The 26,456-nt window shown below is 71.3% G+C and carries 28 protein-coding genes, 1 tRNA gene and 1 rRNA gene; 25 read left to right on the top strand and 5 right to left on the bottom strand.

Translation table 11 applies throughout. The features are described 5' to 3' along the window. A 5S ribosomal RNA gene (gene rrf / locus AC1DDU_RS18790) occupies window positions 1-92 on the top strand; the annotation flags it as partial. A gap of 46 nt (window positions 93-138) precedes the next feature. On the opposite strand, the gene AC1DDU_RS18785 is transcribed toward rrf, so the two are convergent. Next, window positions 139-1,005 (bottom strand): hypothetical protein, encoded by an 867-nt coding sequence (locus tag AC1DDU_RS18785; RefSeq protein ID WP_477436785.1) that lies wholly within the window; start codon window positions 1,003-1,005, stop codon window positions 139-141. Here AC1DDU_RS18785 and AC1DDU_RS18780 point away from each other — a divergent pair. The 17 genes from AC1DDU_RS18780 to der all read left to right on the top strand — a co-directional run bounded on the left by AC1DDU_RS18780 (window position 991) and on the right by der (window position 17,381). Next, the gene (locus AC1DDU_RS18780) at window positions 991-1,923 is read left to right on the top strand and encodes a hypothetical protein (RefSeq protein ID WP_477436783.1); all 933 of its coding nucleotides are present in this window, start codon (window positions 991-993) and stop codon (window positions 1,921-1,923) included. The two genes, AC1DDU_RS18785 and AC1DDU_RS18780, sit on opposite strands and share 15 nt — an antisense overlap. Beyond that, a complete protein-coding gene (locus AC1DDU_RS18775) occupies window positions 1,923-2,960 on the top strand; it encodes an HAD-IIA family hydrolase (RefSeq protein WP_477436781.1) in 1,038 nt (345 codons plus the stop codon). Before AC1DDU_RS18780 ends, AC1DDU_RS18775 begins: the two co-directional genes overlap by 1 nt. Window positions 2,961-2,998: 38 nt before the next feature. Next, window positions 2,999-3,157: a hypothetical protein gene (locus AC1DDU_RS18770; protein ID WP_477436779.1), complete on the top strand. Its 159-nt coding sequence runs from the start codon at window positions 2,999-3,001 to the stop codon at window positions 3,155-3,157. Then, the gene (locus AC1DDU_RS18765; protein WP_477436777.1) at window positions 3,154-3,954 is read left to right on the top strand and encodes a TlyA family RNA methyltransferase; all 801 of its coding nucleotides are present in this window, start codon (window positions 3,154-3,156) and stop codon (window positions 3,952-3,954) included. The genes AC1DDU_RS18770 and AC1DDU_RS18765 overlap by 4 nt, the downstream gene beginning before the upstream one ends. Next, window positions 3,951-4,994, top strand: coding sequence for an NAD kinase (locus AC1DDU_RS18760; RefSeq protein ID WP_477436775.1), 1,044 nt, complete (start codon window positions 3,951-3,953; stop codon window positions 4,992-4,994). The genes AC1DDU_RS18765 and AC1DDU_RS18760 overlap by 4 nt, the downstream gene beginning before the upstream one ends. After that, entirely contained in the window at window positions 4,991-6,682 is a 1,692-nt protein-coding gene (gene recN, locus AC1DDU_RS18755; RefSeq protein WP_477436773.1) for a DNA repair protein RecN, read from the top strand. Before AC1DDU_RS18760 ends, recN begins: the two co-directional genes overlap by 4 nt. A 17-nt stretch (window positions 6,683-6,699) precedes the next feature. Then, window positions 6,700-8,397: a CTP synthase gene (locus tag AC1DDU_RS18750; protein WP_477436899.1), complete on the top strand. Its 1,698-nt coding sequence runs from the start codon at window positions 6,700-6,702 to the stop codon at window positions 8,395-8,397. 16 nt (window positions 8,398-8,413) lie between these two features. Then, window positions 8,414-9,046 (top strand): NUDIX domain-containing protein, encoded by a 633-nt coding sequence (locus tag AC1DDU_RS18745; protein ID WP_477436897.1) that lies wholly within the window; start codon window positions 8,414-8,416, stop codon window positions 9,044-9,046. 23 nt (window positions 9,047-9,069) lie between these two features. Next, entirely contained in the window at window positions 9,070-10,017 is a 948-nt protein-coding gene (xerD, locus tag AC1DDU_RS18740) for a site-specific tyrosine recombinase XerD (protein ID WP_477436771.1), read from the top strand. Between the two features lie 91 nt (window positions 10,018-10,108). Then, a complete protein-coding gene (locus tag AC1DDU_RS18735) occupies window positions 10,109-10,627 on the top strand; it encodes a septum formation family protein (protein WP_477436769.1) in 519 nt (172 codons plus the stop codon). Between the two features lie 127 nt (window positions 10,628-10,754). Next, the gene (locus AC1DDU_RS18730) at window positions 10,755-11,645 is read left to right on the top strand and encodes a ParA family protein (RefSeq protein ID WP_477436767.1); all 891 of its coding nucleotides are present in this window, start codon (window positions 10,755-10,757) and stop codon (window positions 11,643-11,645) included. Next, a complete protein-coding gene (locus AC1DDU_RS18725; protein ID WP_477436765.1) occupies window positions 11,629-12,498 on the top strand; it encodes a segregation and condensation protein A in 870 nt (289 codons plus the stop codon). The genes AC1DDU_RS18730 and AC1DDU_RS18725 overlap by 17 nt, the downstream gene beginning before the upstream one ends. Continuing rightward, window positions 12,488-13,138, top strand: a complete 651-nt coding sequence (gene scpB / locus AC1DDU_RS18720) for an SMC-Scp complex subunit ScpB (protein WP_477436763.1) — start codon at window positions 12,488-12,490, stop codon at window positions 13,136-13,138. The genes AC1DDU_RS18725 and scpB overlap by 11 nt, the downstream gene beginning before the upstream one ends. Next, window positions 13,135-13,950: a pseudouridine synthase gene (locus AC1DDU_RS18715; protein WP_477436761.1), complete on the top strand. Its 816-nt coding sequence runs from the start codon at window positions 13,135-13,137 to the stop codon at window positions 13,948-13,950. The genes scpB and AC1DDU_RS18715 overlap by 4 nt, the downstream gene beginning before the upstream one ends. A 54-nt stretch (window positions 13,951-14,004) precedes the next feature. Further along, window positions 14,005-15,147 (top strand): prephenate dehydrogenase, encoded by a 1,143-nt coding sequence (locus AC1DDU_RS18710; RefSeq protein ID WP_477436759.1) that lies wholly within the window; start codon window positions 14,005-14,007, stop codon window positions 15,145-15,147. Next, the gene (cmk, locus tag AC1DDU_RS18705; RefSeq protein WP_477436757.1) at window positions 15,140-15,841 is read left to right on the top strand and encodes a (d)CMP kinase; all 702 of its coding nucleotides are present in this window, start codon (window positions 15,140-15,142) and stop codon (window positions 15,839-15,841) included. The genes AC1DDU_RS18710 and cmk overlap by 8 nt, the downstream gene beginning before the upstream one ends. Before the next feature lies 1 nt (window position 15,842). After that, window positions 15,843-17,381 (top strand): ribosome biogenesis GTPase Der, encoded by a 1,539-nt coding sequence (gene der / locus AC1DDU_RS18700; RefSeq protein ID WP_477436755.1) that lies wholly within the window; start codon window positions 15,843-15,845, stop codon window positions 17,379-17,381. Window positions 17,382-17,456: 75 nt separating this feature from the next. On the opposite strand, the gene AC1DDU_RS18695 is transcribed toward der, so the two are convergent. Further along, window positions 17,457-17,885 carry a GNAT family N-acetyltransferase gene (locus AC1DDU_RS18695; protein ID WP_477436753.1) on the bottom strand — a complete coding sequence of 143 codons (429 nt, stop codon included), beginning with the start codon at window positions 17,883-17,885 and terminating at the stop codon, window positions 17,457-17,459. A 128-nt stretch (window positions 17,886-18,013) separates the two neighbouring features. Between AC1DDU_RS18695 and AC1DDU_RS18690 the strand changes: the two genes are divergently transcribed. Next, window positions 18,014-18,916: an NUDIX domain-containing protein gene (locus AC1DDU_RS18690; protein WP_477436751.1), complete on the top strand. Its 903-nt coding sequence runs from the start codon at window positions 18,014-18,016 to the stop codon at window positions 18,914-18,916. 232 nt (window positions 18,917-19,148) lie between these two features. On the opposite strand, the gene AC1DDU_RS18685 is transcribed toward AC1DDU_RS18690, so the two are convergent. After that, the gene (locus AC1DDU_RS18685) at window positions 19,149-19,532 is read right to left on the bottom strand and encodes an RNA-binding S4 domain-containing protein (RefSeq protein WP_477436749.1); all 384 of its coding nucleotides are present in this window, start codon (window positions 19,530-19,532) and stop codon (window positions 19,149-19,151) included. Beyond that, window positions 19,529-20,206, bottom strand: a complete 678-nt coding sequence (locus tag AC1DDU_RS18680; RefSeq protein ID WP_477436747.1) for a lysoplasmalogenase — start codon at window positions 20,204-20,206, stop codon at window positions 19,529-19,531. The genes AC1DDU_RS18685 and AC1DDU_RS18680 overlap by 4 nt, the downstream gene beginning before the upstream one ends. Before the next feature lie 37 nt (window positions 20,207-20,243). On the opposite strand from AC1DDU_RS18680, the gene AC1DDU_RS18675 reads away from it, so the two are divergent. Further along, window positions 20,244-21,422: a low temperature requirement protein A gene (locus tag AC1DDU_RS18675; protein WP_477436745.1), complete on the top strand. Its 1,179-nt coding sequence runs from the start codon at window positions 20,244-20,246 to the stop codon at window positions 21,420-21,422. A 21-nt stretch (window positions 21,423-21,443) separates the two neighbouring features. Here the strand turns inward: AC1DDU_RS18675 and AC1DDU_RS18670 are convergent, their stop codons facing one another. After that, window positions 21,444-22,031 (bottom strand): N-acetyltransferase family protein, encoded by a 588-nt coding sequence (locus AC1DDU_RS18670; RefSeq protein WP_477436743.1) that lies wholly within the window; start codon window positions 22,029-22,031, stop codon window positions 21,444-21,446. 142 nt (window positions 22,032-22,173) lie between these two features. On the opposite strand from AC1DDU_RS18670, the gene AC1DDU_RS18665 reads away from it, so the two are divergent. The 5 genes from AC1DDU_RS18665 to AC1DDU_RS18645 all read left to right on the top strand — a co-directional run bounded on the left by AC1DDU_RS18665 (window position 22,174) and on the right by AC1DDU_RS18645 (window position 26,456). Beyond that, window positions 22,174-22,250 (top strand) — tRNA-Pro (locus AC1DDU_RS18665). Between the two features lie 170 nt (window positions 22,251-22,420). Beyond that, the gene (locus AC1DDU_RS18660; RefSeq protein ID WP_477436741.1) at window positions 22,421-22,981 is read left to right on the top strand and encodes a hypothetical protein; all 561 of its coding nucleotides are present in this window, start codon (window positions 22,421-22,423) and stop codon (window positions 22,979-22,981) included. A gap of 76 nt (window positions 22,982-23,057) precedes the next feature. After that, window positions 23,058-24,068: a diacylglycerol/lipid kinase family protein gene (locus AC1DDU_RS18655; protein WP_477436739.1), complete on the top strand. Its 1,011-nt coding sequence runs from the start codon at window positions 23,058-23,060 to the stop codon at window positions 24,066-24,068. A gap of 241 nt (window positions 24,069-24,309) precedes the next feature. Continuing rightward, the gene (locus AC1DDU_RS18650; RefSeq protein ID WP_477436737.1) at window positions 24,310-25,443 is read left to right on the top strand and encodes a glycosyltransferase; all 1,134 of its coding nucleotides are present in this window, start codon (window positions 24,310-24,312) and stop codon (window positions 25,441-25,443) included. Further along, window positions 25,443-26,456: a glycosyltransferase gene (locus tag AC1DDU_RS18645; RefSeq protein WP_477436735.1), complete on the top strand. Its 1,014-nt coding sequence runs from the start codon at window positions 25,443-25,445 to the stop codon at window positions 26,454-26,456. The genes AC1DDU_RS18650 and AC1DDU_RS18645 overlap by 1 nt, the downstream gene beginning before the upstream one ends.

The raw sequence follows: 26,456 nt of genomic DNA, 5'->3' as shown, positions 1-26,456 counted from the left end.
CGCCCGGTCACATTCCGAACCCGGAAGCTAAGCCTCTCAGCGCCGATGGTACTGCAGGGGGGACCCTGTGGGAGAGTAGGACACCGCCGGACACCCATTACACGGAATGGCCACCCAACGCAGGGTGGCCATTCCGCGTTAACACGGTGGATTGCCGACGAAGACCGCATCCAGGAGGATCGAACAATGGCAGAGCAGGAGCCACGCGACGAGAGTCGCGCGTCGCGCGAACGATCCACCCGGAAGCCGTCCTCGGCTGGTGCAGACCGGAAGCCGTACGCGAAGCGTGACGGAGATCACAAGCCGTACGCCAAGCGTGAGGGTGACCGTCCGTACGTCAAGCGCGATGGAGACCGTCCCTACGCGAAGCGCGACGGAGATCACAAGCCGTACGCGAAGCGTGACGGAGATCACAAGCCGTACGCGAAGCGTGACGGTGATCACAAGCCATACGTCAAGCGTGACGGTGATCGTCCTTACGTGAAGCGCGACGGTGATCAGAAGCCGTACGCCAAGCGCGATGGAGATCACAATCCTTACGTGAAGCGCGACGGTGACCGTCCTTACGCGAAGCGTGACGGAGATCACAAGCCTTACGTGAAGCGCGACGGTGACCGTCCTTACGCGAAGCGTGACGGTGATCACAAGCCTTACGTGAAGCGCGACGGTGACCGTCCTTACGCGAAGCGTGACGGTGATCGTCCCTACGCCAAGCGCGACGGTGACCGTCCCTACGCCAAGCGCGACGGTGACCGTCCGTACGCCAAGCGTGACGGTGATCGTCCCTACGCCAAGCGTGATGGCGACCGTCCGTACGCCAAGCGTGATGGCGACCGTCCGTACGCCAAGCGTGATGGCGACCGTCCGCACGCGAAGCGTGATGGCGACCGTTCCTACGGCGACCGTCGTCCTGCTGAGCGCAGCGCGCGCCCCACGCGCGGTGGCGCCGACCGTCCGGACCGTGCCGTGCGCGAGGGTGAGATCCGTCCGGTGCGTGCCCGGCACGATGACCCGATCATCCCCGACGAGGTCATCGCGCAGGACCTCGCGCCGGCGGCTCGCAACGAGCTGAAGACGCTGACCAAGGAGAACGCCGACCTGGTCGCGCGTCACCTCGCGATGGCCTCGCAGTTGATCGACGAAGACCCCGAGCTCGCGCACCAGCACGCGTTGTCGGCATCCCGCCGCGCCGGCCGCATCGCCGTCGTCCGCGAGACCCTTGCGATCACCGCCTACGCCACCGGCGACTTCGCGCTCGCGCTGCGTGAGCTGCGCACCTATCGCCGCATCTCCGGCCGCGACGACCAGATCGCGCTCATGGTCGACAGCGAGCGCGGTGTCGGGCGCCCCGACCGCGCGCTCGAAGTGGGACGCTCGGTCGATCGCGCCTCGCTCGAGACGCCGGTGCGGGTCGAGCTCGCGATCGCGATGTCGGGCGCCCGTCTCGACCTCGGTGAGACCGACCGCGCACTGCAGGAGCTCGACATCCCGGAGCTCGACCCCGATCGCGCCTTCGAGTGGAGCCCCGGACTGTTCGCCGCGCGCGCCGCGGTGCTGGAGGAACTCGGACGCGAAGACGAGGCCGCCCAGTGGCGCCGTCGCGCGGAGGTCGCAGCCGAGGCCATCGATGCGGCATCCGGTGTCGGCGATCTGGAGACGGTGTTCGTCGAAGAGGTGCTCGAGGAGCACGACGAGGACGAGTCGCGCGGCGACGTCGAGGACGCGGACGGCGTCGTCGACCTGGATGAGGACGACGACCTCGACGAGTCCGATGACGCGTACGGGGCCGAGGACGACCTCGACGAGTCCGCCGCAGCGGGCGAGGTCTCGGTCGCGGACGAGGTCGCTGAGATCCTGGTCGAAGCCGGCGTCGACGAGGCCGGCGACGAAGGCTCGGACGGCGGCGACGAGGCCACACGCTGATGGCGCTGTTCGGGCGGCGCGCAGCGGCGCCCTCCCCGCTGGACGGCGTCGATGTCGTGCTCGCGGACCTCGACGGGGTCGTGTACGCGGGCTCGGGCGCGCTCCCGCACGCCGTCGAGAGCCTGAATCGCGCTCGTGACGGGCGCGCCCTCGCGTACATCACGAACAACGCGTCACGGACCGATGCGTCCGTCGCTGCGCACCTGAGCGAGCTCGGACTCGCGACCGGCGCGCGTGACGTCGTCACCAGCCCGCAGGCCGCGATGCGCCTGCTCGCCGAGCAGATCGCGCCGGGTTCGACCGTGCTCGTCGTCGGCGGCGAGGGGCTCGTGGTCGAGGTCGAGAAGGCCGGCTTCGTCGTCACGCGCAGTGCCGACGATGCCCCCGCGGCGGTCGTGCAGGGGTTCGCTCCCGAGGTCGGCTGGACGCAGCTGGCCGAGGCGGCCTTCGCGCTGAAGACGCCGGAGGACGAGGGCGGCATCCCCTGGGTCGCCACCAACACCGACTGGACCATCCCGCAGTCGCGCGGCATCGCCCCCGGCAACGGCACCCTGGTCTCGGCCGTGCACACCGCGGTGGGCCGACTCGCGACCGTCGCCGGTAAGCCCGAGGTCCCGATCTTCGAGGAGGCCGTCGCCCGGTTCGGGGCGCGGCATCCGCTCTTCCTCGGCGACCGGCTCGACACCGACATCCTCGGCGCGAACCGGGCCGGGATCGCGTCGGCGCTCGTGCTGACCGGTGTCGACCGGCCCAAGCACGTGCTGGCGGCGCCCGAGAGCTCGCGTCCGACGTTCATCCTCGGCGACCTGCGCGAGCTGCACGAGCCGTACCCGCAGGTGCGCGTCTCCGACGGCATCGCCGCTGTGCGCGGCGCGCGCGTGCAGATCGACGGGCCCGACGTGCGCATCCTGAGCGAGGGCGAGCAGCCCATCGATCTGGTGCGCGCCGGCGCCGCGGCGATCTGGGACTCGGGGCGCGCGATCTTCGGGTTCCGGGTGCCCGAGCGCCTGTACGCGGACCCGTTCCACCGGCCCTGATCCCCGGGACTTCCACGACGCCCCCGTATCCTGGGGACATGGACCAGGCCCGCGACCGTGAGGACGAGACCGGCGATCTGCTGTCGACCCTCGAGGTGATCGAGGCGCAGCCGCTCGCCACCCGCGCCGACGCGTACGAGACGCTGCACGACACGCTGGCACGTCGCCTCGAGGCGACCCCCGGCGCGCCGTCATGACGGTCCGACTCGACGCCGCCCTCGCCGCCCGAGGGCTCGCGCGCTCCCGCACGCACGCGGCCACGCTGATCGCGGAGGGGCTCGTCACCGTCGACGGCCGCCCCGTCGTGAAGGCGTCGGCGGCAGTCGGTGAAGAGAGCGTCATCGAGGTCGCCGGCGCCGACCACTACGTCAGCCGCGCGGCCCACAAGCTCATCGCCGGTCTCGACGCGTTCCACGTCGACGTGCGAGGCAGGGTCGCCCTCGACATGGGCGCGTCCACCGGCGGCTTCACCCAGGTGCTGCGCGAGCGCGGCGCCGAGCCGGTCATCGCGGTGGATGTCGGGCACGGGCAGCTGGCGGCATCCGTCGCCGACGACCCGGGTGTGCAGTCGATCGAGGGCTTCAACGTGCGCTACATGACGGCGGCGTCGCTGGCGGCGGCGAGCGGAGTGGATGCCGCGCCCTCGGTGATCACCGGAGACCTCTCGTTCATCTCGCTCGCGCACGTGCTGCCCGCCGTCACGGCTGTCGCGGCGCCCGATGCCGACGTGGTGCTGCTGATCAAGCCGCAGTTCGAGGTGGGTCGTACCGCCGTCAAGGGCGGACTGGTGACCAACCCGGTGCTCCGGGCCGACGCGGTCGCCGGCGTCCTGTGGGCGGCCTGGGACGCGGGTCTGGGCACGCTCGGCTTCGTCTCCTCCCCGATCGCGGGTACGCACGGGAATTCCGAGTACATCGCCCACTTCGCGCCGGGCCGGGGGAGCAATCCGACAGAATGGTTGGGCACCGTGAACCGACTGGCGGGGAGCCGATGAACAACGCCGACGCACGCGCCGAGCGCAGCATCCTGGCCGTCGCGCACGCGCATCGCGCCGACACCGTCGCCGCGGCCGAGCGGGTCGTGGCCGCGCTGCGCGCCGCCGGCGCGCGTCCCGTGCTGGCCCCGGACGACAGGGAAGAGCTCGTCGATGCGGGCGCGGCGCTGGCGGATGTCGCGATCCTCGGGGTCGACGTTCCGGTCGCCGCGATCGAACTGGCGATCGTGCTCGGCGGCGACGGCACGATCCTGCGCGCCGCGGAGCTCGTCCGCGACGGGAGCGCGCCGGTACTCGGCGTCAACATGGGACACGTGGGCTTCCTCGCCGAGATCGAGCGCGACGACATGGACGAGGCCGTCCGGCGCGTCATCGCGCGGGAGTACGAGGTCGAGGAGCGCATGGCGCTCCAGGTGCGCGTGAAAGACACCGGCGACTCGGTGATCTACGAGACGTGGGCGCTCAACGAGGCCACCGTCGAGAAGGCCAGTCGCGAGCGCATGCTCGAGGTCGTCGTCGAGATCGACGGCCGTCCGCTGTCGACGTTCGGCTGCGACGGCATGGTCGTGTCGACTCCCACCGGGTCGACGGCGTACAACTTCTCCGCCGGCGGCCCCGTGATCTGGCCGACGGTCGAGGCGATCGCGGTGGTGCCGCTGTCGGCGCACGCCCTGTTCGCCAAGCCGCTGGTCGTCGGGCCGGAGCACGCCGTGGCGATCGAGGTCCTGGAGCGCACGAACGGCACCGGCATCCTCTGGTGCGACGGCCGCCGTTCGCACGACCTGCCTCCGGGCGCACGCGTGGTGATGCGGCGGTCCGACCGGCCGGTGCGCCTGGCGCGGCTGCACCCCGCCCAGTTCACCGACCGGCTGGTGCGGAAGTTCCGCCTGCCCGTCGAGGGGTGGCGGGGTCCCGCGGCGATCACCGGTGTGCTGCCCGTCGCGGACGACATCGCGACTGCGGAGGATGCCTCCGCCACGGCGGACACCCGCGAAGCGGGCCATGCGGCCCCCGCGGCCGATCCGGAGGTGGCCCGGTGATCGAAGAGATGCGCCTGCGCGATCTCGGCGTGATCGCCGAGGCAACGCTGCCGATCGGGCCCGGCTTCACCGCCATCACGGGGGAGACCGGCGCGGGCAAGACGATGGTCGTGACCGGACTCGGGCTGCTGCTCGGTCAGCGCGCCGACTCCGGCGCGGTGCGCGCCGGAGCCAGCCAGGCGACCGTCGACGGCGTCTGGATCGTGCCTGAGGACGGGCCGGTGGCCGCGCGCGTGCGCGAGGCCGGCGGCGACGTCGAGCCCATCGGTGCCGGCCGCGCCGAGTTGTACATCGGTCGCTCGATCTCCAGCGAAGGACGTGGCCGCGCCTCGGTCGGCGGCCGCGCAGCACCGGCCGGCGTGCTCGCCGATCTCGCCGACGAGCTCGTCGTGGTCCATGGGCAGTCGGAACAGCTGCGACTGAGGTCGGCGACGGCCCAGCGCGAGGCGCTGGACCGCTTCGGCGGCGAACGCGTCCAGACCGCGCGTGATGCCTATCGCCGCGCGTTCGAGCACTGGCGCGCGGTCGACCGCGAGCTCTCACAGCTCACGGACGATCGTGATGCGCGCGCCAGGGAGGCGGCCGAGCTTCGCGAGCAGCTCGCCGAGATCGAGCAGGCCGCACCCGAGTCCGGCGAGGACGCCGACCTCGCCGCCCGTGCGGAACGCCTGGCCAACGCCGAGGAGCTGCGCGTCGCGGCCGCCACCGCCCACGACGGACTGTCGGGCGAGGGCGACGAGCCCGACGCGGGCGCACTGCTGGCCGAGGCCCGCCGCGCGCTGGAGCGGGTGCATGATCCGGTCCTCGCGGAGCTGTCCGGTCAGCTGGCCGATCTCGGCTACCGCGTCGCCGACGTCGCCGCCGCACTGGCGGGGTATCTCGCCGACCTCGACGAGTCCGGCCCGCACGAGCTCGCCGCCGTCGAAGAGCGTCGCGCGGTGCTGGCCGCCCTGGTGCGCACGCACGGCTCGCTCGATGCCGCGATCGACCTGCTCGACACCGGATCGTCCCGCCTCGCCGAGCTCGACGACGATTCGGACCGCATCGAGCGGCTGACCGAGCAGCGCGATGCGGCGGCATCCGTCCTCGACGACGCCGCCGCGGCGCTCACCGCCGCCCGCACCGAAGCGGCGGTGCGGCTCGGCGCCGCCGTCACCACGGAGCTGCGCGCTCTCGCGATGCCCGATGCCCGCCTCGAGGTCGCCGTCTCGGACGGCGCCCCGTCCGCGTCGGGGCGCGACGATGTCGCGATCCTGCTTGCCCCGCACCCGGGTGCCGAGCCTCGCGCCGTGTCCCGCGGCGCGAGCGGGGGAGAGCTCAGTCGTGTGATGCTCGCGATCGAGGTCGTGATCGCCGGGGTCGACCCGGTCCCGACGTTCGTGTTCGACGAGGTGGATGCCGGCATCGGCGGCGCCGCCGCCATCGAGGTGGGCCGGCGTCTGGCGCGACTCGCGCAGTCCTCGCAGGTCATCGCGGTCACGCACCTGGCGCAGGTCGCCGCGTTCGCCGCGAACCACCTCACGGTCGTGAAGGCGAACGACGGCTCGGTGACGGCATCCGATGTCCGGCGCCTCGACGGGGCCGACCGGGAGGCCGAGATGGCCCGTCTGCTGTCGGGCATGCCCGATTCGGATGCCGCCCTGACACACGCACGCGAGTTGCTCAGCCTTCGCACCGAAGTCGACTGATAGGATAAAAGCCCGTGATGCAGACTTCTGATTCTTTCCGCGGCGACACTTCGAACGACACCACCAAGCACATCTTCGTGACCGGTGGTGTCGTTTCTTCTCTGGGTAAGGGCCTGACCGCGGCGAGCCTCGGAAACCTGCTCACGGCGCGCGGACTGCGCGTCGTGATGCAGAAGCTCGACCCGTACCTGAACGTCGACCCGGGCACGATGAACCCGTTCCAGCACGGCGAGGTCTTCGTGACCGACGACGGCGCCGAGACCGACCTCGACATCGGCCACTACGAGCGGTTCCTCGACATCGAGCTGAGCCAGGCGGCCAACGTCACCACCGGCCAGATCTACTCGCAGGTGATCGCCAAGGAGCGCCGCGGCGAATACCTCGGCGACACCGTGCAGGTGATCCCGCACATCACCGACGAGATCAAGCGGCGCATGCGTCTGCAGGCGGATGAGACGCCCAAGCCCGACGTCATCATCACCGAGATCGGCGGCACGGTCGGCGACATCGAGTCGCAGCCGTTCATCGAGTCGGCGCGTCAGATCCGCCACGAGCTCGGACGCCAGAACGTCTTCTTCGTGCACGTGTCGCTCGTGCCGTTCATGGGCGCGTCAGGGGAGCAGAAGACCAAGCCCACGCAGCACTCCGTCGCCGCGCTGCGCAGCATCGGCATCCAGCCCGACGCGCTCGTGCTGCGCAGCGACCGCCCCGTCACCGAGTCCAACAAGCGCAAGATCGCGCTCATGTGCGACGTCGACGAGGGCGCGGTGGTGAACGCGGTCGACGTGCCGAGCATCTACGACATCCCGTCGATGCTCAACGAGCAGGGTCTCGACGAGTACATCGTGCGCACGCTGGGCCTGTCGAAGGCGGCGGACGTGGACTGGTCCCGCTGGCAGCGCGTGCTGAACGCCGTGCACAACCCCAAGCACGAGGTCACGATCGGACTGGTCGGCAAGTACATCGACCTGCCCGACGCGTACCTCTCGGTCACCGAGGCCCTCAAGGCCGGCGGGTTCGCGCAGGAGACGCACGTCAACATCCGCTGGATCCCCTCGGACGAGTGCGAGACGCCCGAAGGCGCCGCCAAGGCGCTCGGCCCACTCGACGGCATCGTGATCCCGGGAGGCTTCGGCATCCGCGGCATCGAGGGCAAGATCGGCGCCCTGAAGTTCGCGCGCGAGCAGGGCATCCCGACGCTCGGCATCTGCCTGGGTCTGCAGTGCATCGTCATCGAGTACGCGCGCCACGTCGCCGGCATCGAGGATGCATCGTCGAGCGAGTTCGACCCGGACACGAAGCACCCCGTCATCGCGACCATGGAGGAGCAGGTCGACATCCTCGATCACGGCGACCTGGGCGGCACGATGCGGCTGGGCCTGTACCCGGCCGAGCTCGCCGAGGGGTCGATCGCGGCCGAGGTGTACGGCGCCGACCGGGCGTCGGAGCGACACCGCCACCGCTACGAGGTGAACAACCGCTACCGCGACCAGATCGCCGAGGCCGGCCTGGTGTTCTCCGGCATCAACCCGGACCTGAACCTCGTCGAGTACGTCGAGCTGCCGCGCGACGTGCACCCGTACTACATCGCCACGCAGGCGCACCCCGAGCTGCGCTCGCGCCCGACGGACGCCAACCCGCTCTTCCGCGGACTCGTGGGCGCGGCGCTCGAGCGTCACCGCTCGAGCGAGCTGTTCGAGGTCGAGAACGGCTGACGTGACGGACGAACGGATGCCGCAGCCCGGCGCCTCGGCCGCGCCGTCGGCGGGCCCGCTCGCGGACGAGCCCGTCGACGTCACGGTCCTCGACAGCGAGCTGGTCTTCGAGGGCCGGGCGTGGGACGTACGCAGCGACACCGTCGCCTACGGCGACGGGCGGATCGTGCGTCACTACGTGGATCACCCCGGCGCGGCGGCGGTGGTGGCGCTCGACGATGAGGACCGGGTGCTGCTGATCCAGCAGTACCGGCATCCCATCCGCATGCGCGACTGGGAGATCCCGGCGGGACTGCTCGACATCGCAGGCGAGTCGCCGCTCGTCGCGGCGCAGCGCGAGCTCGCCGAGGAGGCCGACCTCGTCGCGTCCTCGTGGGAGCCGCTGGTGAGCATCTTCACCACGCCGGGCGGCAACGACGAGATCGTGCACCTGTTCCTCGCGCGAGGGCTCGGTCCCGCCGGCCGCGTGCACGCGCGGGAGGACGAAGAGGCCGACATCCGCCTCGAGTGGCTGCCGCTGGCCGACGCGGCCGCCGGGATCCTCGCGGGGCGGATCCGCAACGGCATCCTCGCCGTCGGCGTGCTCGCGGCAGCGGAACGTCTGCGCGCGGGCGGCCGGCCGGCACCCGCGGAGGCGTCGAGGACCTGACGTGCGACTCCGGGAGGCCGGGCATGCAGCTTGAGCGGGCGGTCGACGCGTACCTGCGCCACGTCTCGATCGAGCGCGGCCTGTCGGAGAACACCGTGGCGGCCTACCGGCGAGATCTCGCCGGCTACGTCGTGTGGCTGCACGAGCAGGGCGTCGAGGACACCTCGGCCGTGACGCCGGTGATGCTCGGCAGCTTCGTCGCCGACCGCGCCGCGGCGCAGCCGCCCATCGCGGCGTCGTCGCTGGCGCGCCTGCAGTCCTCGGTGCGGGGACTGCACCGCTTCCTGGCGCGAGAGGGCATCGAGCCGGCCGACCCGTCGTCGAACCTGCGTCCTCCGAAGCAGGCGCGCCGGCTGCCGAAGGCGCTCACGATCGATCAGGTCGAGCGGCTGCTGGATGCCTCCGGCCCGGCGCCCGTTCTCGCCGGGGGCGCCGACGGGGTCGGGGCGGCGCCCGGAGACCTCGTGGGCCTGCGCGACCGTGCGCTCCTGGAGCTGCTGTACGCGACCGGTGCACGCGTCTCGGAGATCGTGCAGCTGGATGTCGACGACATGGCGCACGGTGATGTGCTGCGCGTGCGGGGAAAAGGCTCGAAGGAGCGCATCGTGCCGGTCGGGTCGTACGCCCGCGCCGCAGTCGACGCGTACCTCACGCGCGCCCGCCCGGAGCTGTCGCGCCGGGGGCGTGCGAGCTCGCGGCTCTTCCTCGGAGCCCGCGGTGCGCCGCTGTCGCGGCAGAGCGCCTGGCTCGTCATCCACTCCGCCGCCGAGCGCGCGCACCTGACCGCGCACGTGTCGCCGCACACGCTGCGGCACTCGTTCGCGACCCACCTGCTGCAGGGCGGCGCCGATGTGCGCGTGGTGCAGGAGCTGCTCGGCCACGCGTCGGTGGCGACGACGCAGATCTACACGTACGTGTCGGTGGACGCGCTGCGCGACGTCTATGCGACCTCCCACCCGCGCGCCCGGTAGCCGATTCGCGATGAGACACCGAGTTCCGACAGACTGAGCGGTCGGAGGTCTGTCACCCGGACAGACCTCGTCGATTCATCCGGGGGGATGTATGAAGTACAACTATGTCCGAATCGCACTCGCAGCCGTCACCGTCGCAGCAGCGGTGGGCCTGAGCGGCTGCTCACTCATCAACCAGTTCACGCCGGCGTCGCAGCCGGTCCGTGACGCTGACACCGGCGAGGTCACCGAGCAGGTGGACAACGCCGACGTCTTCGCGGTCCGCGTGGGTGACTGCCTGAATACGTCGGAGGTCTCTTCGACCGAAGAGGTGAGCGATGTGCCCGTCGTTCCGTGCGACCAGCCGCACGAGGACGAGGTCTACTACGCGTACGACCTGGCAGAGGGGAATTACCCCGGCGAGGAGGCCATCAAGGCCGACGCCCAGGCGACCTGCGTGCCGCAGTTCACCACGTTCATCGGCCTGGCCTACGAGGAGTCCGCTCTCGACTACTGGCCGATGTACCCGACCGCCGGCTCGTGGGACGGCGGCGACCGCGAGGTCCTCTGCGTCGCCTGGGATCCCTCGGGCGCGAAGGTCACCGGAACGCTCGCCGGCGCAGCGCGCTGATCGAGCTGCGGCGCCCGCCTCGCGCGGGCGCCGCGCACGCCCTGCATGTGCCGTGGAGACGGCGCTGCGCTGAAGGATTGCCCTACAGCCCACTAGGATCGAGCGAGCACGAGGAAGCGGGAGCACGGTGGCTGAGAGCACGGCGAAGACCAGGTCGGTGAAGACCGCGGGGACAGACGTCCCCATCGGCCCGACCGGACGGCCGTACCAGGGATTCCCGACACCGCCGAAGCTCGACGGCCATGGCCCGGCCCGGATCATCTCGCTGTGCAACCAGAAGGGCGGCGTCGGCAAGACGACCACCACGATCAACCTGGCCGCGGCGCTGGCCGGCTACGGCCGCAGGGTGCTCGCCGTCGACTTCGACCCGCAGGGTGCGCTGTCTGCGGGTCTCGGCATCCAGACCCACGACATCCCGACCATCTACGACCTGCTGCTGGACAGCAAGCGCGACCCGCGCGAGGTCATCGTGCAGTCGCGGGTCGAGAACCTCGACGTGATCCCGGCGAACATCGACCTGTCGGCCGCCGAGGTGCACCTGGTAAACGAGGTGGCCCGCGAGCAGACGCTCGCCCGGGCACTGCGCCGGCTCAGCGCCGACTACGACGTCGTCCTCATCGACTGCCAGCCATCGCTGGGCCTGCTGACGGTGAACGCGCTCACCGCGAGCCACGGCGTGGTCATCCCGCTGGAGTGCGAGTTCTTCGCGCTGCGCGGCGTCGCGCTGCTGATCGAGACGATCGACAAGGTGCGCGACCGGCTCAACCCCACGATCACGCTCGACGGCGTGCTCGCCACGATGTACGACCCGCGCACGCTGCACTCGCGTGAGGTTCTCGAGCGTGTGGTCGACGCGTTCGGCGACGACGTCCTTGAGACCGTCATCGGCCGCACCGTCAAGTTCCCGGATGCCTCGGTCTCGGGCATGCCGATCACCGAGTTCGCGCCGGAGCACGCCGCCGCGCAGGCCTACCTGCGACTGGCGCGGGAGCTGGTCGCCCGTGGTGCTGTCGCCTGATCCATCCGCGCTGCGGCCCGAGGGGTCCGCTCCCGGGGCTGCGGCTCCCGCCGCCGGCGGGGGAGAGGCGGATCCCGGGTTCCGGGTGTCGCTGTCGAACTTCGACGGTCCGTTCGACCTGCTGCTGACCCTCATCTCCAAGCACGAGCTCGACATCACCGAGGTGTCGCTGTCGCTGGTGACCAACGAGTTCATCGCCTACCTGCGCGACCTCGGGCCCGGCGAGGAGCTGGACGAGGCATCCGAGTTCCTCGTCGTGGCGGCGACGCTGCTCGACATGAAGGTCGCCGGTCTTCTGCCGCAGGGCGAGCTCGTCGACGCCGAGTCGGTGGCGCTCCTCGAGGCACGCGACCTGCTGTTCGCGCGCCTGCTGCAGTACCGCGCGTTCAAGGAGGTCTCGGCCTGGTTCGAAAGGTGCCTGCGTCGCGAGGGCGTGCGTCATGCCCGCTCGGTGCGCCTCGACGAGAAGTACCGCAACGCGGTGCCGGAGCTCGTGTGGTCGCTGAGCGCCGACGACTTCGCGGCGCTCGCCCTCCTGGCGATGACGCCGAAGGAGATCCCGCGCATCGGGTTCGATCACCTGCACGCCCCGCTGGTCAGCATCCGCGAGCAGGCGGCGATCGTGGTGACGCTGCTGCGGGATGCCGGAGCCCTGACCTTCCGCGAGCTGATCGCCGGCGTCGGTCAGCCGGGCGTGGTCGTGGCGCGCTTCCTGTCGGTGCTGGAGCTGTATCGCCACGCCGCCCTGTCCTTCGAACAGCTCGAGCCGCTGGGCGAGCTGACCCTCCGCTGGAGCGCGCAGCGCTGGAGCGACGAGAACCTCGCCACTTTGGGAGCCGACTATGACCGATGATCCGACGCCTCCGTCCGTGGAGGACGGCACCCCGGACACCGAGGCCGTGGTCGTCACGACCTCCGACGTCGCGCGGCGCTTGGAGGCGATCCTGCTCGTCGTCGAGGAGCCGCAGAGCCTGGTGAGCCTGGCCACCGCGGTCGGCGCGCCGGTGCCGGCCGTGCGGCAGGCGGTCGACGCGCTGGTCGACGACTACGACGGCCGCTCGGGCGGACCGGTGCGCGGCTTCGAGCTGCGCGAGGTCGGCGGGGGCTGGCGGCTCTACGTGCGCGAGGAGCTCGATGACCTGGTGGCCGAGTTCGTCGGCGGACAGGCGCCGTCGCGCCTGTCGCAGGCGGCGCTCGAGACGCTCGCCGTCATCGCCTACAAGCAGCCGGTCACCCGTAGCCAGGTCGCCTCGATCCGTGCCGTGAACGTCGACTCGGTTGTGCGCACGCTGCTCGCGCGCGGGCTCATCACGGAGCTGTTCGCGGATGCCGAGACCGGCGCCATCAACTACGGCACCACCGACGCGCTGCTGATGCACCTGGGCATCAACTCGCTCGACGAGCTGCCGCACATCTCGCCCCTGCTGGACGGCGCCGACGAGGTCGCGCGCGCCGGCGAGGGCGACGGGATCGATGAGGGGGTGCGGCGATGACCGCAGCGGCCGAGAGCACGGAAGGCGTGCGGCTGCAGAAGGTGCTCGCGAACGCGGGGGTGGCCTCTCGGCGCGTGGCCGAGCAGCTGATCGTCGAAGGTCGCGTGCGCGTGAACGGCCAGGTGGTGACCGAGCTCGGCTCGCGCATCGACCCCGAGAACGACCTCGTCGACGTCGACGGCACGGCGGTGCAGCTGGACCAGTCCAAGCGCTACGTCATGCTCAACAAGCCGACCGGCGTGGTCAGCTCGATGAAGGACGACCGGGGCCGCCCCGACCTGCGCCGCTTCACCAAGGAGTGGGAGGAGCGGCTCTACAACGTGGGGCGATTGGATGCCGAGACCAGCGGTCTGCTGGTGCTCACCAACGACGGCGAGCTCGCACACGTGCTGGCCCACCCGTCGTTCGGCGTGACCAAGGTCTACATCGCCAAGGTCGACGGGCGCGTGATGCCGCAGACGATCCAGCGGCTGCTGCGCGGTGTCGAGCTGGAGGACGGTCCGATCGCCGCCGACAAGGCACGGCTGCTCTCCTCCTCGGCGGAGGGCGGCGGCTCCCTCGTCGAGCTGACCCTGCACTCCGGACGCAATCGCATCGTGCGCCGCATGATGGCTGAGGTGGGGCATCCGGTCGTGGAACTGGTGCGCCGGCAGTTCGGTCCGCTCCACCTGGGAACGCTGCCAGCCGGGCGAGCCCGCGAGTTGACTAAAGTGGAGCGGGGCGCTCTGCTGACTCTCGCGCGCCGTGCGACCTCTTCCCCGCCGGCGGAGGACGCGACCGATACCCCCGATGGCGATCCGACGCCGCAGTGACATGTCCCCCTGGCGGCGCACGGAAGCCGCCTCGCGGGTGAACAGGAGACGCAAGTGACCGAGACGAGGCCGACCTCGGCGCGCGAGCGCGCCGTCGAGTCCGCTCTCGCCCCGCGCGTGCAGGGCACGGTGCGGATCGTCGGTGCCGGCCTGCTCGGCGCCAGCATCGGTCACGCGCTCGCGGCACGCGGCGTCGACGTCGCGCTCGACGACACGTCGCCCTCGCAGCTCCGCCTGGCCGTGGACTACGGTGCCGGGCGCCGCGCGGCGGAGTCCGACGATCCGTCGCTCGTCGTGGTCGCCGTCCCACCCGATGTCACCGCCGATGTGATCCAGCGCGAGCTCGCACGGTACCCGCGCGCGGTGGTGACCGACGTCGCCAGCGTCAAGCTCGAACCGCTGCGGACGCTGCGCGAGCGCGGCGTCGACCTGACCCACTACATCGGGTCGCATCCGCTCGCCGGGCGCGAGCGGGGCGGCGCGATCTCGGCCCGCGCCGACATCTTCGTCGGCCGGCCGTGGGTCGTCTGCCGCGACGGCGAGACGCCGTCGGCGGATCTCGCGCTGGTGGAGGGCCTGGCCCTCGACCTCGGCGCGACGCCCATCGAGATGACCCCCGAAGACCACGACCGCGGCGTCGCGCTCGTGTCGCACGTTCCGCAGCTGGTCGCGAGCCTGCTCGCCGGCCGCTTCGTCGACGCCCCCGACGGCTCGCTGCGCCTGGCGGGCCAGGGTGTGCGCGACACCACGCGGATCGCGGCATCCGCCCCCGAACTGTGGGTGCAGATCCTCGGCGCCAACGCAGCGCCGGTGGTCGACGTGCTCGACCTGCTCGCTGCCGACTTGAGCGCCGTCGCGGACGCGCTGCGCGAGCCCGACGCGCCGGGTGCGCGCCGTGCCGTCGCCGACACCATCCGCCGCGGCAACGACGGGGTGGAGCGCCTGCCGGGCAAGCACGGCCAGAACCGTCGCTTCGAGCAGGTCGTCGTGATGGTCGACGACACTCCGGGGCAGCTCGGCCGCCTGTTCGGCGAGCTCGGCGACCTCGGCGTCAACGTGGAAGACCTGCGCCTGGAGCATTCGCCCGGCGCCCAGTTCGGCCTCGCCGAGATCAGCGTCGTCCCCAGCGCCGTGCGCAGGGCGGTCGACGGCCTGGAGTCGCGCGGCTGGAAGATTGCGAGCACCACCAATGACTGAGCCCCTCGTCGTCGCCATCGACGGCCCCGCCGGCAGCGGCAAGTCCAGCGTGTCCAAGCAGGTCGCGCGGCGCCTCGGCTACGGGTACCTCGACACCGGCGCCGCCTACCGCGCCCTGGCATGGCACGCCCTCCAGCACGGCATCGACACCTCTGACGCGGCATCCGTCCTCGACGTCTCGGGCGACTTCGATTACGCGATCTCGCTCGATCCCGACGCGTACTGGGTGCGTGTGGGGCAGACAGACGTCACGGACGCCATCCGTGAGCCGCGCGTGTCGGATGCCGTCAGCGGCGTCGCCCGTGTGCCCGCCGTGCGCGAGTCCGTGAACGCGCTGTTCCGCTCGCTGGTCGCGCATTCCGGACGCCCCGGCGTCGTCGTGGAGGGGCGCGACATCACGACCGTCGTCGCGCCCGACGCGCCCGTGCGCATCCTCCTCACCGCCGCGCCGGAGGTTCGTGCCGCGCGCCGCAGCCTCGAGGTGACGACCCAGGATGCCGCGGCCGTCGCCGCGGCGCTGCACCAGCGCGACGCGTCCGACTCGGCCGTCGTCGACTTCCTCACCGCCGCGCCCGGCGTGGAGGTCGTCGACTCGACCCACCTTGATTTCGACCAGACCGTGGACGCCGTGCTCGGCGTGATCCAGGCCGCCTCGGGCGCGCCCGCGGTCGACCCACTGCAGACAGGAGCCTGAGATGGCCGCTGACAACAACGCCGACTTCGACGAGTTCGAGGCCGGCGACGACCACCTCGCGGAGAACCTCGCCGCGCTCGACGAGGACCTCGCCGAGCAGCGGGCCGCCGCGCTGCGCGTCGGCCTCGAGGACTACGACCTGGACGAGGAGGACGCGGCGCTCCTGGAGGGCCTCGTCCGCGGCGAGGACGGCATCGAGTTCCTGCCGGCACTGCCGGTGGTCGCGATCGTCGGCCGCCCCAACGTCGGCAAGTCGGCGCTGGTGAACCGCATCCTCGGACGCCGCGAAGCCGTCGTGGAGGACACCCCGGGTGTCACCCGCGACCGCGTCACGTACAAGGCCGAGTGGATGGACCGCCGCTTCACGCTCGTCGACACCGGCGGCTGGGAACCCGACGCCAAGGGCATCGACCGTTCGGTCGCCCTCCAGGCCGAGGTCGCGATCGACCTCTCGGATGTCGTGCTGTTCGTCGTCGACGCTATGGTCGGCGCCACGTCGACCGATGAGCACGTGGTGCGCCTGCTCCGCAAGGCGGGCAAGCCGGTGTTCCTCGTCGCCAACAAGATCGACGACGCCCGCCAGGAGCCCGAGGCCGCCGTGCTGTGGAACCTGGGGCTCGGGGAGCCGTATCCGGTCTCGGCGATCCACGGCCGCGGTGTCGCGGACCTCCTCGACGAGATCATGAAGGTGCTGCCCGACGTGTCGGCGGTCGCCAAGCACGAGATCGGCGGCCCGCGCCGCGTCGCGATCCTCGGGCGCCCGAACGTCGGCAAGTCGTCGCTGCTGAACAAGGCGGCCGGCGAGGAGCGCGTGGTCGTCAACGAGCTCGCCGGCACCACCCGCGACCCGGTCGACGAGATCGTCGAGGTCGGCGGCAAGATGTGGCGCTTCGTCGACACCGCCGGCATCCGTCGCCGTGTGCACCTGCAGCAGGGCGCCGACTTCTACGCGTCGCTGCGCACCTCGGCCGCGCTCGAGAAGGCGGAGGTCGCCGTCGTCGTGCTCGACGTCACGCAGCCGCTCAGCGAGCAGGACGTGCGCATCATCGACCTGGTGCTCGAGTCGGGCCGCGCGCTCGTGCTGGCGTTCAACAAGTGGGATCGCCTGAACGACGACGACATGGACGGCCAGGACCGCCGCCGCTACCTCGAGCGCGAGATCGAGCAGGATCTCGCGCACGTCGCGTGGGCGCCCCGCGTCAACATCTCGGCCCGCACCGGTCGTCACCTCGACAAGCTGGTGCCGGCGCTCGAGACGGCGCTCGAGTCGTGGGACCAGCGCATCCCGACGGGCAAGTTCAACGCGTTCCTCACCGAGCTGATCGCCGAGCACCCGCACCCGCTGCGCGGCGGCAAGCAGCCGCGCATCCTGTTCGGCACGCAGGCGTCGACGCGTCCGCCGACCTTCGTGCTCTTCACGACCGGATTCCTCGACCCGGGCTACCGACGCTTCATCCAGCGCCGCCTGCGCGAGCTGTACGGCTTCGAGGGCACGCCGATCGTCATCAACATGCGTGTTCGCGAGCGTCGCCAGCGCTGACGCACCGTGAGAAGACGGATGCCTCGGGCCGAGGCATCCGTCTTCTCGTTCGTCCGCCTCGGCGGCGGCGACGATTCAGGACTCGACGCTGCGGCGGTACAGCGAGGGACGGACCATCGCTGTGGCGTCGGGCGCGGCGAAGCCGAACTGCCGGTAGAGCCCGTGCGCGTCGTCGGTGAACAGCATCCAGCGCATCTCGGCCCCGGGACCGTCGTCGATCATGAGACGCATCAGCCGTTTGCCGAGCTCGTGACCGCGATGGTCGGGCAGCACGAACACATCGGCGAGGTACGCGATGCTCACCCCGTCCGAGACGGCGCGGGCGAAGCCGACCTGCTCACCGCTGTCGCGGCGGTACGCGCCGACGACCCGCCAGGCACCTGCCAGCTGGGCCTCGACGTCGGCGCGCGTGCGCGTACGCCCCCAGTACGCCTCGGTGGAGAGCCACCCCCACACCATGTCGGGCTGGATGCGTGCCGGGTCGTCGTCGAGGTCGTAGTCCATCGGGCCATTCTGCCGGGAGGGGTGGTGCTGCCCGACCGTGCCGATCCGGGATGCGCGGCCCGATGCGCTCCCGTGACGAACGGCGTCAGGCGGTCCGCGGCATCCTGCGCGTGTGACAGGCTGGCGGGGTGACGATCGAGCCTCTCTCGCCCGACGAGCCGCGGCGACCGCACGGTCCGCGGGATCCGGGCGACGCGTGGGTCGTCGCGCCTTCGGGGGAGCGGTACTGGGGCCGGTTCGGTGCCGCCGGGCTGCTGGCTCTGGACCCGCAGCGCGGCGTGCTTCTGCAGCACCGGGTGTCGTGGAGCCATTTCGGCGACACCTGGGCGCTCCCCGGCGGCGCGCGCCACGAGGGCGAGTCGGCGTGCGACGGGGCCCTGCGCGAGGCGGCCGAAGAGGCGGGCGTGCCGCGCGCCGCCGTCCGCCCGCGGGTGCAGAGCGTGTTCGACCTCGGCTACTGGAGCTACACCACCGTGGTCGGCGACGTGGTGGTGCCGTTCGAGCCCGCCATCAGCGATCCCGAGAGCCGTGAGCTCGCCTGGGTGCCCGTCGTCGACGTCACGGACTACCCGCTGCATCCCGGATTCGCCGCGTCGTGGGAGCGCCTGCGCGCCCTTCTTCCGGTGCGGCCGGCGGTGGTCGTCGACGTCGCGAACGTGATGGGCGCCGTGCCCGACGGCTGGTGGCGGGACCGCCCCGGGGCGGCCACGCGCCTCATCGCACGCCTCGCCGACCTCGCGGACCAGGGGGTGCCGGCATCCGCTCTCGACCTGCCCGAGCACACGTGGCACCCGGAGTGGACCGCCGTCGTGGAGGGGCAGGCCCGCGCGGCCGCAGACACGCAGGGGATCGCGGTCGTGCGCGCCGAGGCGTCCGGCGACGACGCGATCGTCGAGGTCGCCCGCGATGTGCTCGCCGCCGGCCGCACGGTGACGGTGGTCACGAGCGACCGCAGACTCGCCGAGCGGGTGACGGATGCCGGAGCCGCCGTGCGCGGCGCCCGCTGGCTGCTCGATCTCCTCGAGGGCTGACGGGGCCCTTCGTCTCGGTCGCTGCGCTCCCTCGCTCAGGGACCGGGTGGGGGAGCGCCCTTCGTCTCGGTCGCTGCGCTCCCTCGCTCAGGGGCCGGTGGGGCGCGGGTGCCGGTCCGGTCGCTGAGCGAGCGGAGCGAGACGAAGCGCAGTCCTCCCTCGGTCAGGGTGGGGGAGCGCCCTTCGGCTCGGTCGCTGAGCGAGCGGAGCGAGACGAAGCGCGCCAGAGGAGTCAGAGCTCGTCGCGGCCGCGCAGGCGGTCGATCTCGCGCCGTTCCCGCTTCGTCGGACGGCCGGCCCCGCGGTCGCGCTGGGCCATGACGGGCGTAGGGTCGCGCGGTGGTGTCCGGTCTTCCATCGCCGCCGCCACGAGCGGCGCGCCGACACGTTTGGTGATCGTCTGGCGCACCACGAGCATCCGGTCGAACCCGTCGATGCGCACGCGCACCTCGTCGCCCGGCTTGACGGTCTGCGCCGCCTTGGCGCGTTCACCGCCGACGCGGACATGTCCCGCACGGCAGGCGGCTGTGGCCGCAGAACGGGTCTTGTAGATCCGGACCGCCCAGAGCCAGGAATCCACGCGCACGGGGCGCGCCGGGGGCGCGGCATCCGTCATACGGCCACCGGTTCGGACGCGACCGCCCGCCGCGCCCGAACACCGACGACGACGCCCGCCGCGATCAGCCCCTGGCCGAGGCAGTACGTGAGCATGACGAGGGGACTGGTCCAGTCCGGCATCGCATCGGGCATGAACAGGCGGAACGCGAGCACGGAGTCCGACGTCAGGAAGAACACACCGCCCCACACGATGAGCGGATGACAGCGGGATGCCGCCACCGCGGTCCCGCCCAGCACGAGCCCGTACGCCGCCACGGCGAACGAGAGACCGCCGAGGTGCGGCCACAGCACGGCCAGCAGCACGATCCACCACACCGCGTACACACCCGCCCACAGCGGCACCCGGCGAACGGCGAGCCGCCGCCAGAACAGCACGATGTAGGCGATGTGGGCCAGGCCGAAGCAGAGGAGCATCATCGGCAGCTCGGGGGCGAACGGGAAGAACGTGCCCGCGCCGTCGCCGAGCCACGACAGCCCGATCGCGACGAGCAGCAGCGTGTGCGCGCCGGTCCACGACGACCCGGCGGCGCCCCACACCGCGGCGAGGGCGAGCATCGGCATCAGCGTGAGCTTCGTCGGCGCCGCGAGCGCATCGGCATCCGCCGCGAGAGCGGCGACGTGCACCACCGACATCGCGATGTAGGGGACGAACCCGATCCAGAGCCGACGCATGATCCTCCTCGATGTGCAGGGCAACCATAATCGTCGCATGACCGATGTGCTCGCCCGGATGGGGCTGATCCGGATGTCCGCTCGCGACACGGACGCCCCGCACCGCGTATCGACCCCGCTCGAGCTGCTGTTCGACCTCGTGTTCGTCGTCGCGGTGTCGCAGGCCTCGCAGAACCTCCACCACCTGATCAGCGACGACCACGTCGGGCAGGGCGTGCTCGCGTACCTGATGGTCTTCTTCGCGATCTGGTGGGCGTGGATGAACTTCACGTGGTTCTCGTCGGCGTTCGACACCGACGACTGGCTGTACCGCGTGCTCACGATCGTGCAGATGGGTGGCGTGCTGGTCCTGGCGGCGGGCGTCCACGATGCGATGGTGGAGTTCGACTTCCTCGTGGTGACATGGGGTTACGTCATCATGCGGCTCGCGATGGTCGCGCAGTGGCTGCGGGCCGCGGCATCCGATCCCGGCTCCCGGCGCACGGCGCTGCGCATGGCGGCGGGCGTCACCGTCGTGCAGGTGCTGTGGGTGGCGCGCATCTATCTGCTCGACCCGACGGCGCAGTTCTGGACGTTCTTCGCGCTGGTGGTGCTCGAACTCCTCGTGCCGGTGTGGGGAGAGGCGGCAGGGCGCACGCCGTGGCACCCGCACCACATCGCGGAGCGGTACGGGCTGTTCACGCTGCTGCTGCTGGGCGAGAGCCTGCTCGCCTCCGCGAACGCGATCTTCGACGCACTCGGTGAAGGCGAGCACATGCCGGAGCTGATCACGCTCGCGATCTCGGGCATCGTCGTCACGGCCGGCATCTGGTGGGTGTACTTCTCCCGCGAGCAGCACGGGCGTCTTGGCGGGCTGCGGTCGGGCTTCCGGTTCGGCTACCTCCACTACGTGATCTTCGCCGCGGTGGGCGCCGTGTCTGCCGGCGTCGAGGTCGAGATCGACCAGATCACCGGCCATTCCGAGGTCTCCGGCACCGTGGCCGGGCTCGCGCTGACACTGCCGATCGCCATCGTCGTCGCCGCGTCGTGGCTGGTGCTGCTGCGCGGCGCGCTGTCGCGGTGGGCGTCGGCGGCGGTCCTCGCGGGAGCGCTGCTCATCGGACTGTGCGGACTGCTCCCGTCGTCGGAGTACGTCGCCGCGGCGGCCCTGCTGGCAGCAGTGGTGGGTGTGCTCGAGGTCGACGGGGCGCGGCGCGAAGCGCGGACGGTGCGCTGAGCGACCGGTGTGCCGGTTCGCTCAGTCGGCGAGGTCGAGGGAGACGATCGCCAGGTGGGGTCGCGGGCGGGCGACCTCGCGGAAACCCGCCTGTTCGAACGTCGAGAGCACCCCGTGGTACAGGTCGTTGACCGGGATCTTCCTGCCCGCGTCGGGGTCGAGCGGGTACGCCTCGAGCACACGCGCACCGGCGGCGCGGGCGTAGTCGACCGCCGCCGCCAGCAGCCGGGCGTTGAGACCCTGCTTGCGGTGCTCCTTGCGGACGACGAAGCAGGTCACCGCCCACACGGCCTCGTCGTCCCATGGCTCGTCGGAATGCGAGGCGAAGTTGCGCGTGCGTGCGAGCCGGACCTGACGCGTCCGCGGCCCGACCCGCACCCAGCCCGCCGCTTCGCCGTCGACGTAGGCGATGAGTGCCGGCGATGGTGTCTCAGCGAGCTCGTCGCGGAGCAGCTCCCGCCGCTCGTCCAGCGTCGTCTTGTCGAAGTCCGCGTTGGTGAGCATCCACCACTGGCACTGGCAGCTGCGTCCGTCGCCGCCGCCCGTCAGCGCGTGCTGCGCGTCGTCGAAGCGGCCCGCGGTGGCCGGTTCGATGGTGATCTGGGCCATTCCGCGAACGTACCCGCGGCTGCCGACACCGGCAAGCCGTGAGGATGCCACGCCCGGGCGTCGCCGTGTTCGCGACGCCTCCACGGACCGGGTAGGATGGGGGAGTTGTCCGCGCGGCAGTGCGGGCACGTCAACTGAATATCGGGATGTGGCGCAGCTTGGTAGCGCACTTGACTGGGGGTCAAGGGGTCGCAGGTTCAAATCCTGTCATCCCGACCATCCGGAGGAAGTCAGAACCTGACGCAGGAGACTTCCCCGAGGTCGACGAGAGACGAGAGCCTTCCGCAGGAATGCGGGAGGCTCTCGTCGTCTCCGACGGTGACCGCCTCAACGGGGCGGTACACCGCCGAACCTGTGAGGCGTACATCTTGCAGGCGTACCGTTCGGTCATGGAGACACAGACACGAACGAGCGGCACAGCTGCCGCGACGCTGGGCCTGGGATCGGTGCTGGTGGGTTCGTTGCCTGCTGCGCTGATGACAGACCATGCACCGGACCGGTACACGGTCGAAGCGGTGTTCACACGTCGTCCCGAACGGGACGAGGTCACCGAGATCCTCGGCGAGGATACTAGGACCTTCCTTGCGCGGGCGGGGTATCCGACGGTCGAGCTGACGGTCTCGGACCGTCGCCTGGAGATCGCGAACACGAATCTCGAGGAGCTGCGTGACGGGCTCGCACGGGTGGTCGCCGACCGGCTCGCCGAGATCAGTGCCGGGGTCCATGCGAAAGAGGATGCTGCGGCGGACCGGTTCCGGGATGCCGCTGCGAGCGAGCAGGTGCGGGCGGCAGCCGTGGCGGCGCTCGCGGAGTCGGTGTCCTTCCGGGCCTCCGAGAGGACGACAGAGCACGGGGAAGGGGCCGAACAGACGGCCCGTGCCGACGCCGACCTCGCTCAGATCAACGACTGGACGGGCGAGGGCGGTCACGGTCACCGACCCCGCCGGTGATGGGATGCGGGACGGGTACCGCTCGTCCCGTACGCCCGGCGACCCTGTTCTGCCTTTCGAACGGAGTGTGGCGACAGTGCCAGCCCCTCACCCCGAGACCACCCGGGCCGCACCGGGCACGAGCCTGAGCCACGCTGCGGTCGTCTACAACCCGGCCAAGTCGCGTGCTGATCGGGTCCGTCCGGTCGTCGAGGAACAGGAGCGCCTGCACGGGTGGGGCGAGACGCGCTGGTACGAGACCGACAGCGACGATTCGGGTCGGGCGGCCGCGGAGAAAGCCCTCCTCGATCGTCCGGCAGTGGTGATCGTCGCCGGTGGTGATGGCACCGTCCGAGCGGTGGCGGAGGTGATGCACAGCACCGGGATCCCGATCGCGTTGCTTCCCGCAGGCACCGGAAACCTCCTCGCGCGCGACCTCGGAACACCCCTCAACGACGTCGCCGCCTGCGTCGCCGCCGCCTTCACCGGGCAGATCCGCGCTGTCGATGTCGGTGTCGCCGACCTGGAGGACGAGACGGGCGCACGGCGCACGCACGTGTTCGTGGTCATGGCCGGCATCGGCCTGGACGCGGAGATGGCGCAGAACACGAGCGCGCTCGCCAAGAAGCACCTGGGATGGTTCGCCTACGTCTCGCCGATCGCCCGCTCGATCCTCGCGAACCGACGCTTCCACCTCGACTACCGGGTCGACCGTGGTCGGGCCAGATCGACGCGGGCGCACACCGTCATCGTCGGCAATTGCGGAACGCTCACCGGGAACATGCTCCTGATCCCCACCGCCGTGATCGACGACGGACTCCTGGACGTGGTGATGATGCGCCCGGAAGGGCCCTTCGGATGGGCGCGCATCGGGTTCCGGCTCGCACTCCAAGGCATGGCTCGTCGCGGTCGCGCCGGCCGGGAGCTGCTCGAGCGGGCGCCGGCGCACGACGCGCTCGCGTACGTGCAGGGACGCCAGTTCGATGCGCACTTCGAGACCCCTCACGCCATCGAACTCGACGGCGACGCTTTCGGACATGTCACGCGGGTCCGGGTCAGCGTCCGTCCGGGTGCGCTCCGGGTGCACAGTCCCCTCGCCACGAGCTGACGATGCAGCCGCTCTGCGGCCGTCGACGTCCGGCAGACGCGGTGACGGCGCGCTTTCGCCTCACCCAGGCCGACTCACAGGTGGCGCGCGTAGTGTGCGACCACAGCGTCCGGGAGCTCAGCCCTTCCGGCCGTGGACCGGATCGCCATCGACGCGATTCCACGAGGGATGCCTTCGGCAGACGTCTCGCCACTACCCGAGACGCCGTCGGCGCTCGGGCAACACCGAGGAGAGCGTCCCCGTGACCCACTATGGATTCCTGAGCACCTACCCGCCCACCCGTTGCGGTCTCGCGACGTTCACCGAAGCCCTTGCGCACGCGCTGACCGTCGGGCCGTCGGACACGGCGGACATCGTGCGCGTGCTGGACGGACCCGATGGCGCGCACCGTCGTGACGTCGACGCCTCCCCGCGCGTGAGGACGGAGCTGATCGCACGCGACCGGCACAGCATGAACGCCGCGACCTCGGCCCTCAACGGCTGCGATGTCGCGATCGTTCAGCACGAGTACGGCATCTATGGCGGGCAGGACGGCGAGGAGATCCTCGACGTGCTCGCCTCCGTCACGACACCGGTCATCGTGGTGCTTCACACCGTGCTCCCGGCACCGACGCCGAACCAGCGACGGGTGCTCACCCGGGTGTGCGCGCTCGCCGCCCAGGTGGTCGTGATGACCAGCGGTGCGCGCGACATTCTCACCCAGCACTACGCGGTGGACTCCTCGATCGTGCGCGTCATCCCTCACGGCGTGGCCCACGTGGCCCTCGCCGCCGCCACGCCGCATCGTCGCAGACGCGTCCTCACGTGGGGCCTGATCTCGCCGGGCAAGGGCATCGAGTGGGGCATCCGGGCCATCGCCCAGCTCGCCGACATGGACCCTCCGATCGAGTACGTCGTCGCCGGCCAGACGCACCCGAAGGTCCTCGCGCACGCGGGTGAGAGCTACCGAGCCGGACTCACCGATCTGGTCGGCGAGCTCGGCATCCAGCCGTCCGTCCACCTCGACGGACGCTACCTGGACCCCGCCGAGCTCGCCGCGCTGATCGCGTCGGCGGACGTCGTGCTGCTGCCCTATGACTCCCGCGATCAGGCCACCTCCGGCGTCCTGGCCGAGGCGGTGGCCGCAGGCATCCCGGTGGTCGCCACCGGCTTCCCGCACGCGGTCGAACTGCTCGCCGACGGCGCCGGCATCATCGTCGCCCATGAGGACCCGCGGTCCGTCGCGTCCGCTCTGCGAAGGATCCTCAGCGCGGACGGCGTCGCCCGGCGCATGCGCGAAGCCGCGCTGCACGGCGCGAGCCTGACGACGTGGGCAGCGGTCGCGAACCGGTATCGACTCGTGGCCGCCGGGCTCGACGCCGCGCAGGCAGCGTGATGCACGCGCCGACGCGGTTCCTGCACCTGCGAGCGCTCACCGATCACCAGGGCGTCTTCGAGCACGCGCTGCTCGATACGCCACGGCGTGAGCACGGGTATTGCGTCGACGACGTCGCGCGCGCGCTCATCGTGGTCGTGCGCGACCCGGGGCAGGAGGCCGAGATCCTGCAGCTGGCCGAGCTGTACCTCCGCTTCCTGGAGGCCGCCATCGGGCCGGACGGACGCGCGCACAACAGGATGGACGAGCACGGCCGGTGGTCCGACGAGCCGTCCACGGGCGACTGGTGGGGACGACTGCTCTGGGCTCTCGGGACCGCGGCGGCACAGGGATCCGACCCGTCGATCCGGGGCCGCGCCCTGCACGCGTTCCATCGTGCGGCCGTGCAACGATCACGTGATCTGCACGCGACGGCGTTCGCGGCGCTCGGCGCGGCCGAGGTCGCCCGGACGCATCCCGGCGATCGCGCCGCCGAGGCACTCCTCGCCGACCTCGTCCGCGCCGTCCCTGCGCAGCACAGAGCGAGCTGGCCGTGGCCCGAGCCGCGTCTGCGATACGCGAACGCCTCCATCGCCGAGGCTCTGATCGCAGCGGGCAGCGCCCTGGGCGACGACGTCGCGACCGACCGGGGCCTGCACCTGCTCACGTTCCTGCTCACGCTCGAGACCGCAGGGGACCGCCTCTCGGTGACGGGCACCACCGGCCGTGGCCCCGGCGACGCGGACCCGCAGTTCGATCAGCAGCCGCTCGAGGTCGCCGCCATCGCCGACGCCTGCGCACGTGCCTACGAGGTGACCGGCGACCCGGACTGGCTTGCCGGCGTGGAACTGGCCTGGCAGTGGTTCACCGGCCGCAACGACGGCGGCATCCCGATGATCGACGAGGACACCGGAGCGGGGTTCGACGGGCTGCAACGGGACGGGCGCAACGAGAACCGCGGGGCCGAGTCGACGCTGGCGGCCATCAGCACCCACCAGCAGGCGTCCCGCATCGGAATGCCGAGCCGCGCATGA

It is taken from the genome of Microbacterium sp. 05T445, assembly GCF_056395865.1.
Note: the sequence above shows the minus strand (reverse complement) of the source record. Positions and strands in the feature narration are given on the sequence as shown.

Excerpts from the sequence above, each read along its gene's own strand:
- AC1DDU_RS18675 (WP_477436745.1), top strand. The coding sequence starts at position 20,244 with ATGACCGATGTGCTCGCCCGGATGGGGCTGATCCGGATGTCCGCTCGC.
- AC1DDU_RS18715 (WP_477436761.1), top strand. The coding sequence starts at position 13,135 with ATGACCGCAGCGGCCGAGAGCACGGAAGGCGTGCGGCTGCAGAAGGTG.
- AC1DDU_RS18750 (WP_477436899.1), top strand. The coding sequence starts at position 6,700 with ATGCAGACTTCTGATTCTTTCCGCGGCGACACTTCGAACGACACCACC.
- AC1DDU_RS18760 (WP_477436775.1), top strand. The coding sequence starts at position 3,951 with ATGAACAACGCCGACGCACGCGCCGAGCGCAGCATCCTGGCCGTCGCG.
- AC1DDU_RS18670 (WP_477436743.1), bottom strand. The coding sequence starts at position 22,031 with ATGGCCCAGATCACCATCGAACCGGCCACCGCGGGCCGCTTCGACGAC.
- AC1DDU_RS18770 (WP_477436779.1), top strand. The coding sequence starts at position 2,999 with ATGGACCAGGCCCGCGACCGTGAGGACGAGACCGGCGATCTGCTGTCG.
- scpB (WP_477436763.1), top strand. The coding sequence starts at position 12,488 with ATGACCGATGATCCGACGCCTCCGTCCGTGGAGGACGGCACCCCGGAC.
- cmk (WP_477436757.1), top strand. The coding sequence starts at position 15,140 with ATGACTGAGCCCCTCGTCGTCGCCATCGACGGCCCCGCCGGCAGCGGC.
- AC1DDU_RS18685 (WP_477436749.1), bottom strand. The coding sequence starts at position 19,532 with ATGACGGATGCCGCGCCCCCGGCGCGCCCCGTGCGCGTGGATTCCTGG.
- AC1DDU_RS18735 (WP_477436769.1), top strand. The coding sequence starts at position 10,109 with ATGAAGTACAACTATGTCCGAATCGCACTCGCAGCCGTCACCGTCGCA.
- AC1DDU_RS18645 (WP_477436735.1), top strand. The coding sequence starts at position 25,443 with ATGCACGCGCCGACGCGGTTCCTGCACCTGCGAGCGCTCACCGATCAC.
- AC1DDU_RS18695 (WP_477436753.1), bottom strand. The coding sequence starts at position 17,885 with ATGGACTACGACCTCGACGACGACCCGGCACGCATCCAGCCCGACATG.
- AC1DDU_RS18660 (WP_477436741.1), top strand. The coding sequence starts at position 22,421 with ATGGAGACACAGACACGAACGAGCGGCACAGCTGCCGCGACGCTGGGC.
- AC1DDU_RS18775 (WP_477436781.1), top strand. The coding sequence starts at position 1,923 with ATGGCGCTGTTCGGGCGGCGCGCAGCGGCGCCCTCCCCGCTGGACGGC.
- AC1DDU_RS18745 (WP_477436897.1), top strand. The coding sequence starts at position 8,414 with ATGCCGCAGCCCGGCGCCTCGGCCGCGCCGTCGGCGGGCCCGCTCGCG.
- der (WP_477436755.1), top strand. The coding sequence starts at position 15,843 with ATGGCCGCTGACAACAACGCCGACTTCGACGAGTTCGAGGCCGGCGAC.
- AC1DDU_RS18680 (WP_477436747.1), bottom strand. The coding sequence starts at position 20,206 with ATGCGTCGGCTCTGGATCGGGTTCGTCCCCTACATCGCGATGTCGGTG.
- xerD (WP_477436771.1), top strand. The coding sequence starts at position 9,070 with ATGCAGCTTGAGCGGGCGGTCGACGCGTACCTGCGCCACGTCTCGATC.
- AC1DDU_RS18765 (WP_477436777.1), top strand. The coding sequence starts at position 3,154 with ATGACGGTCCGACTCGACGCCGCCCTCGCCGCCCGAGGGCTCGCGCGC.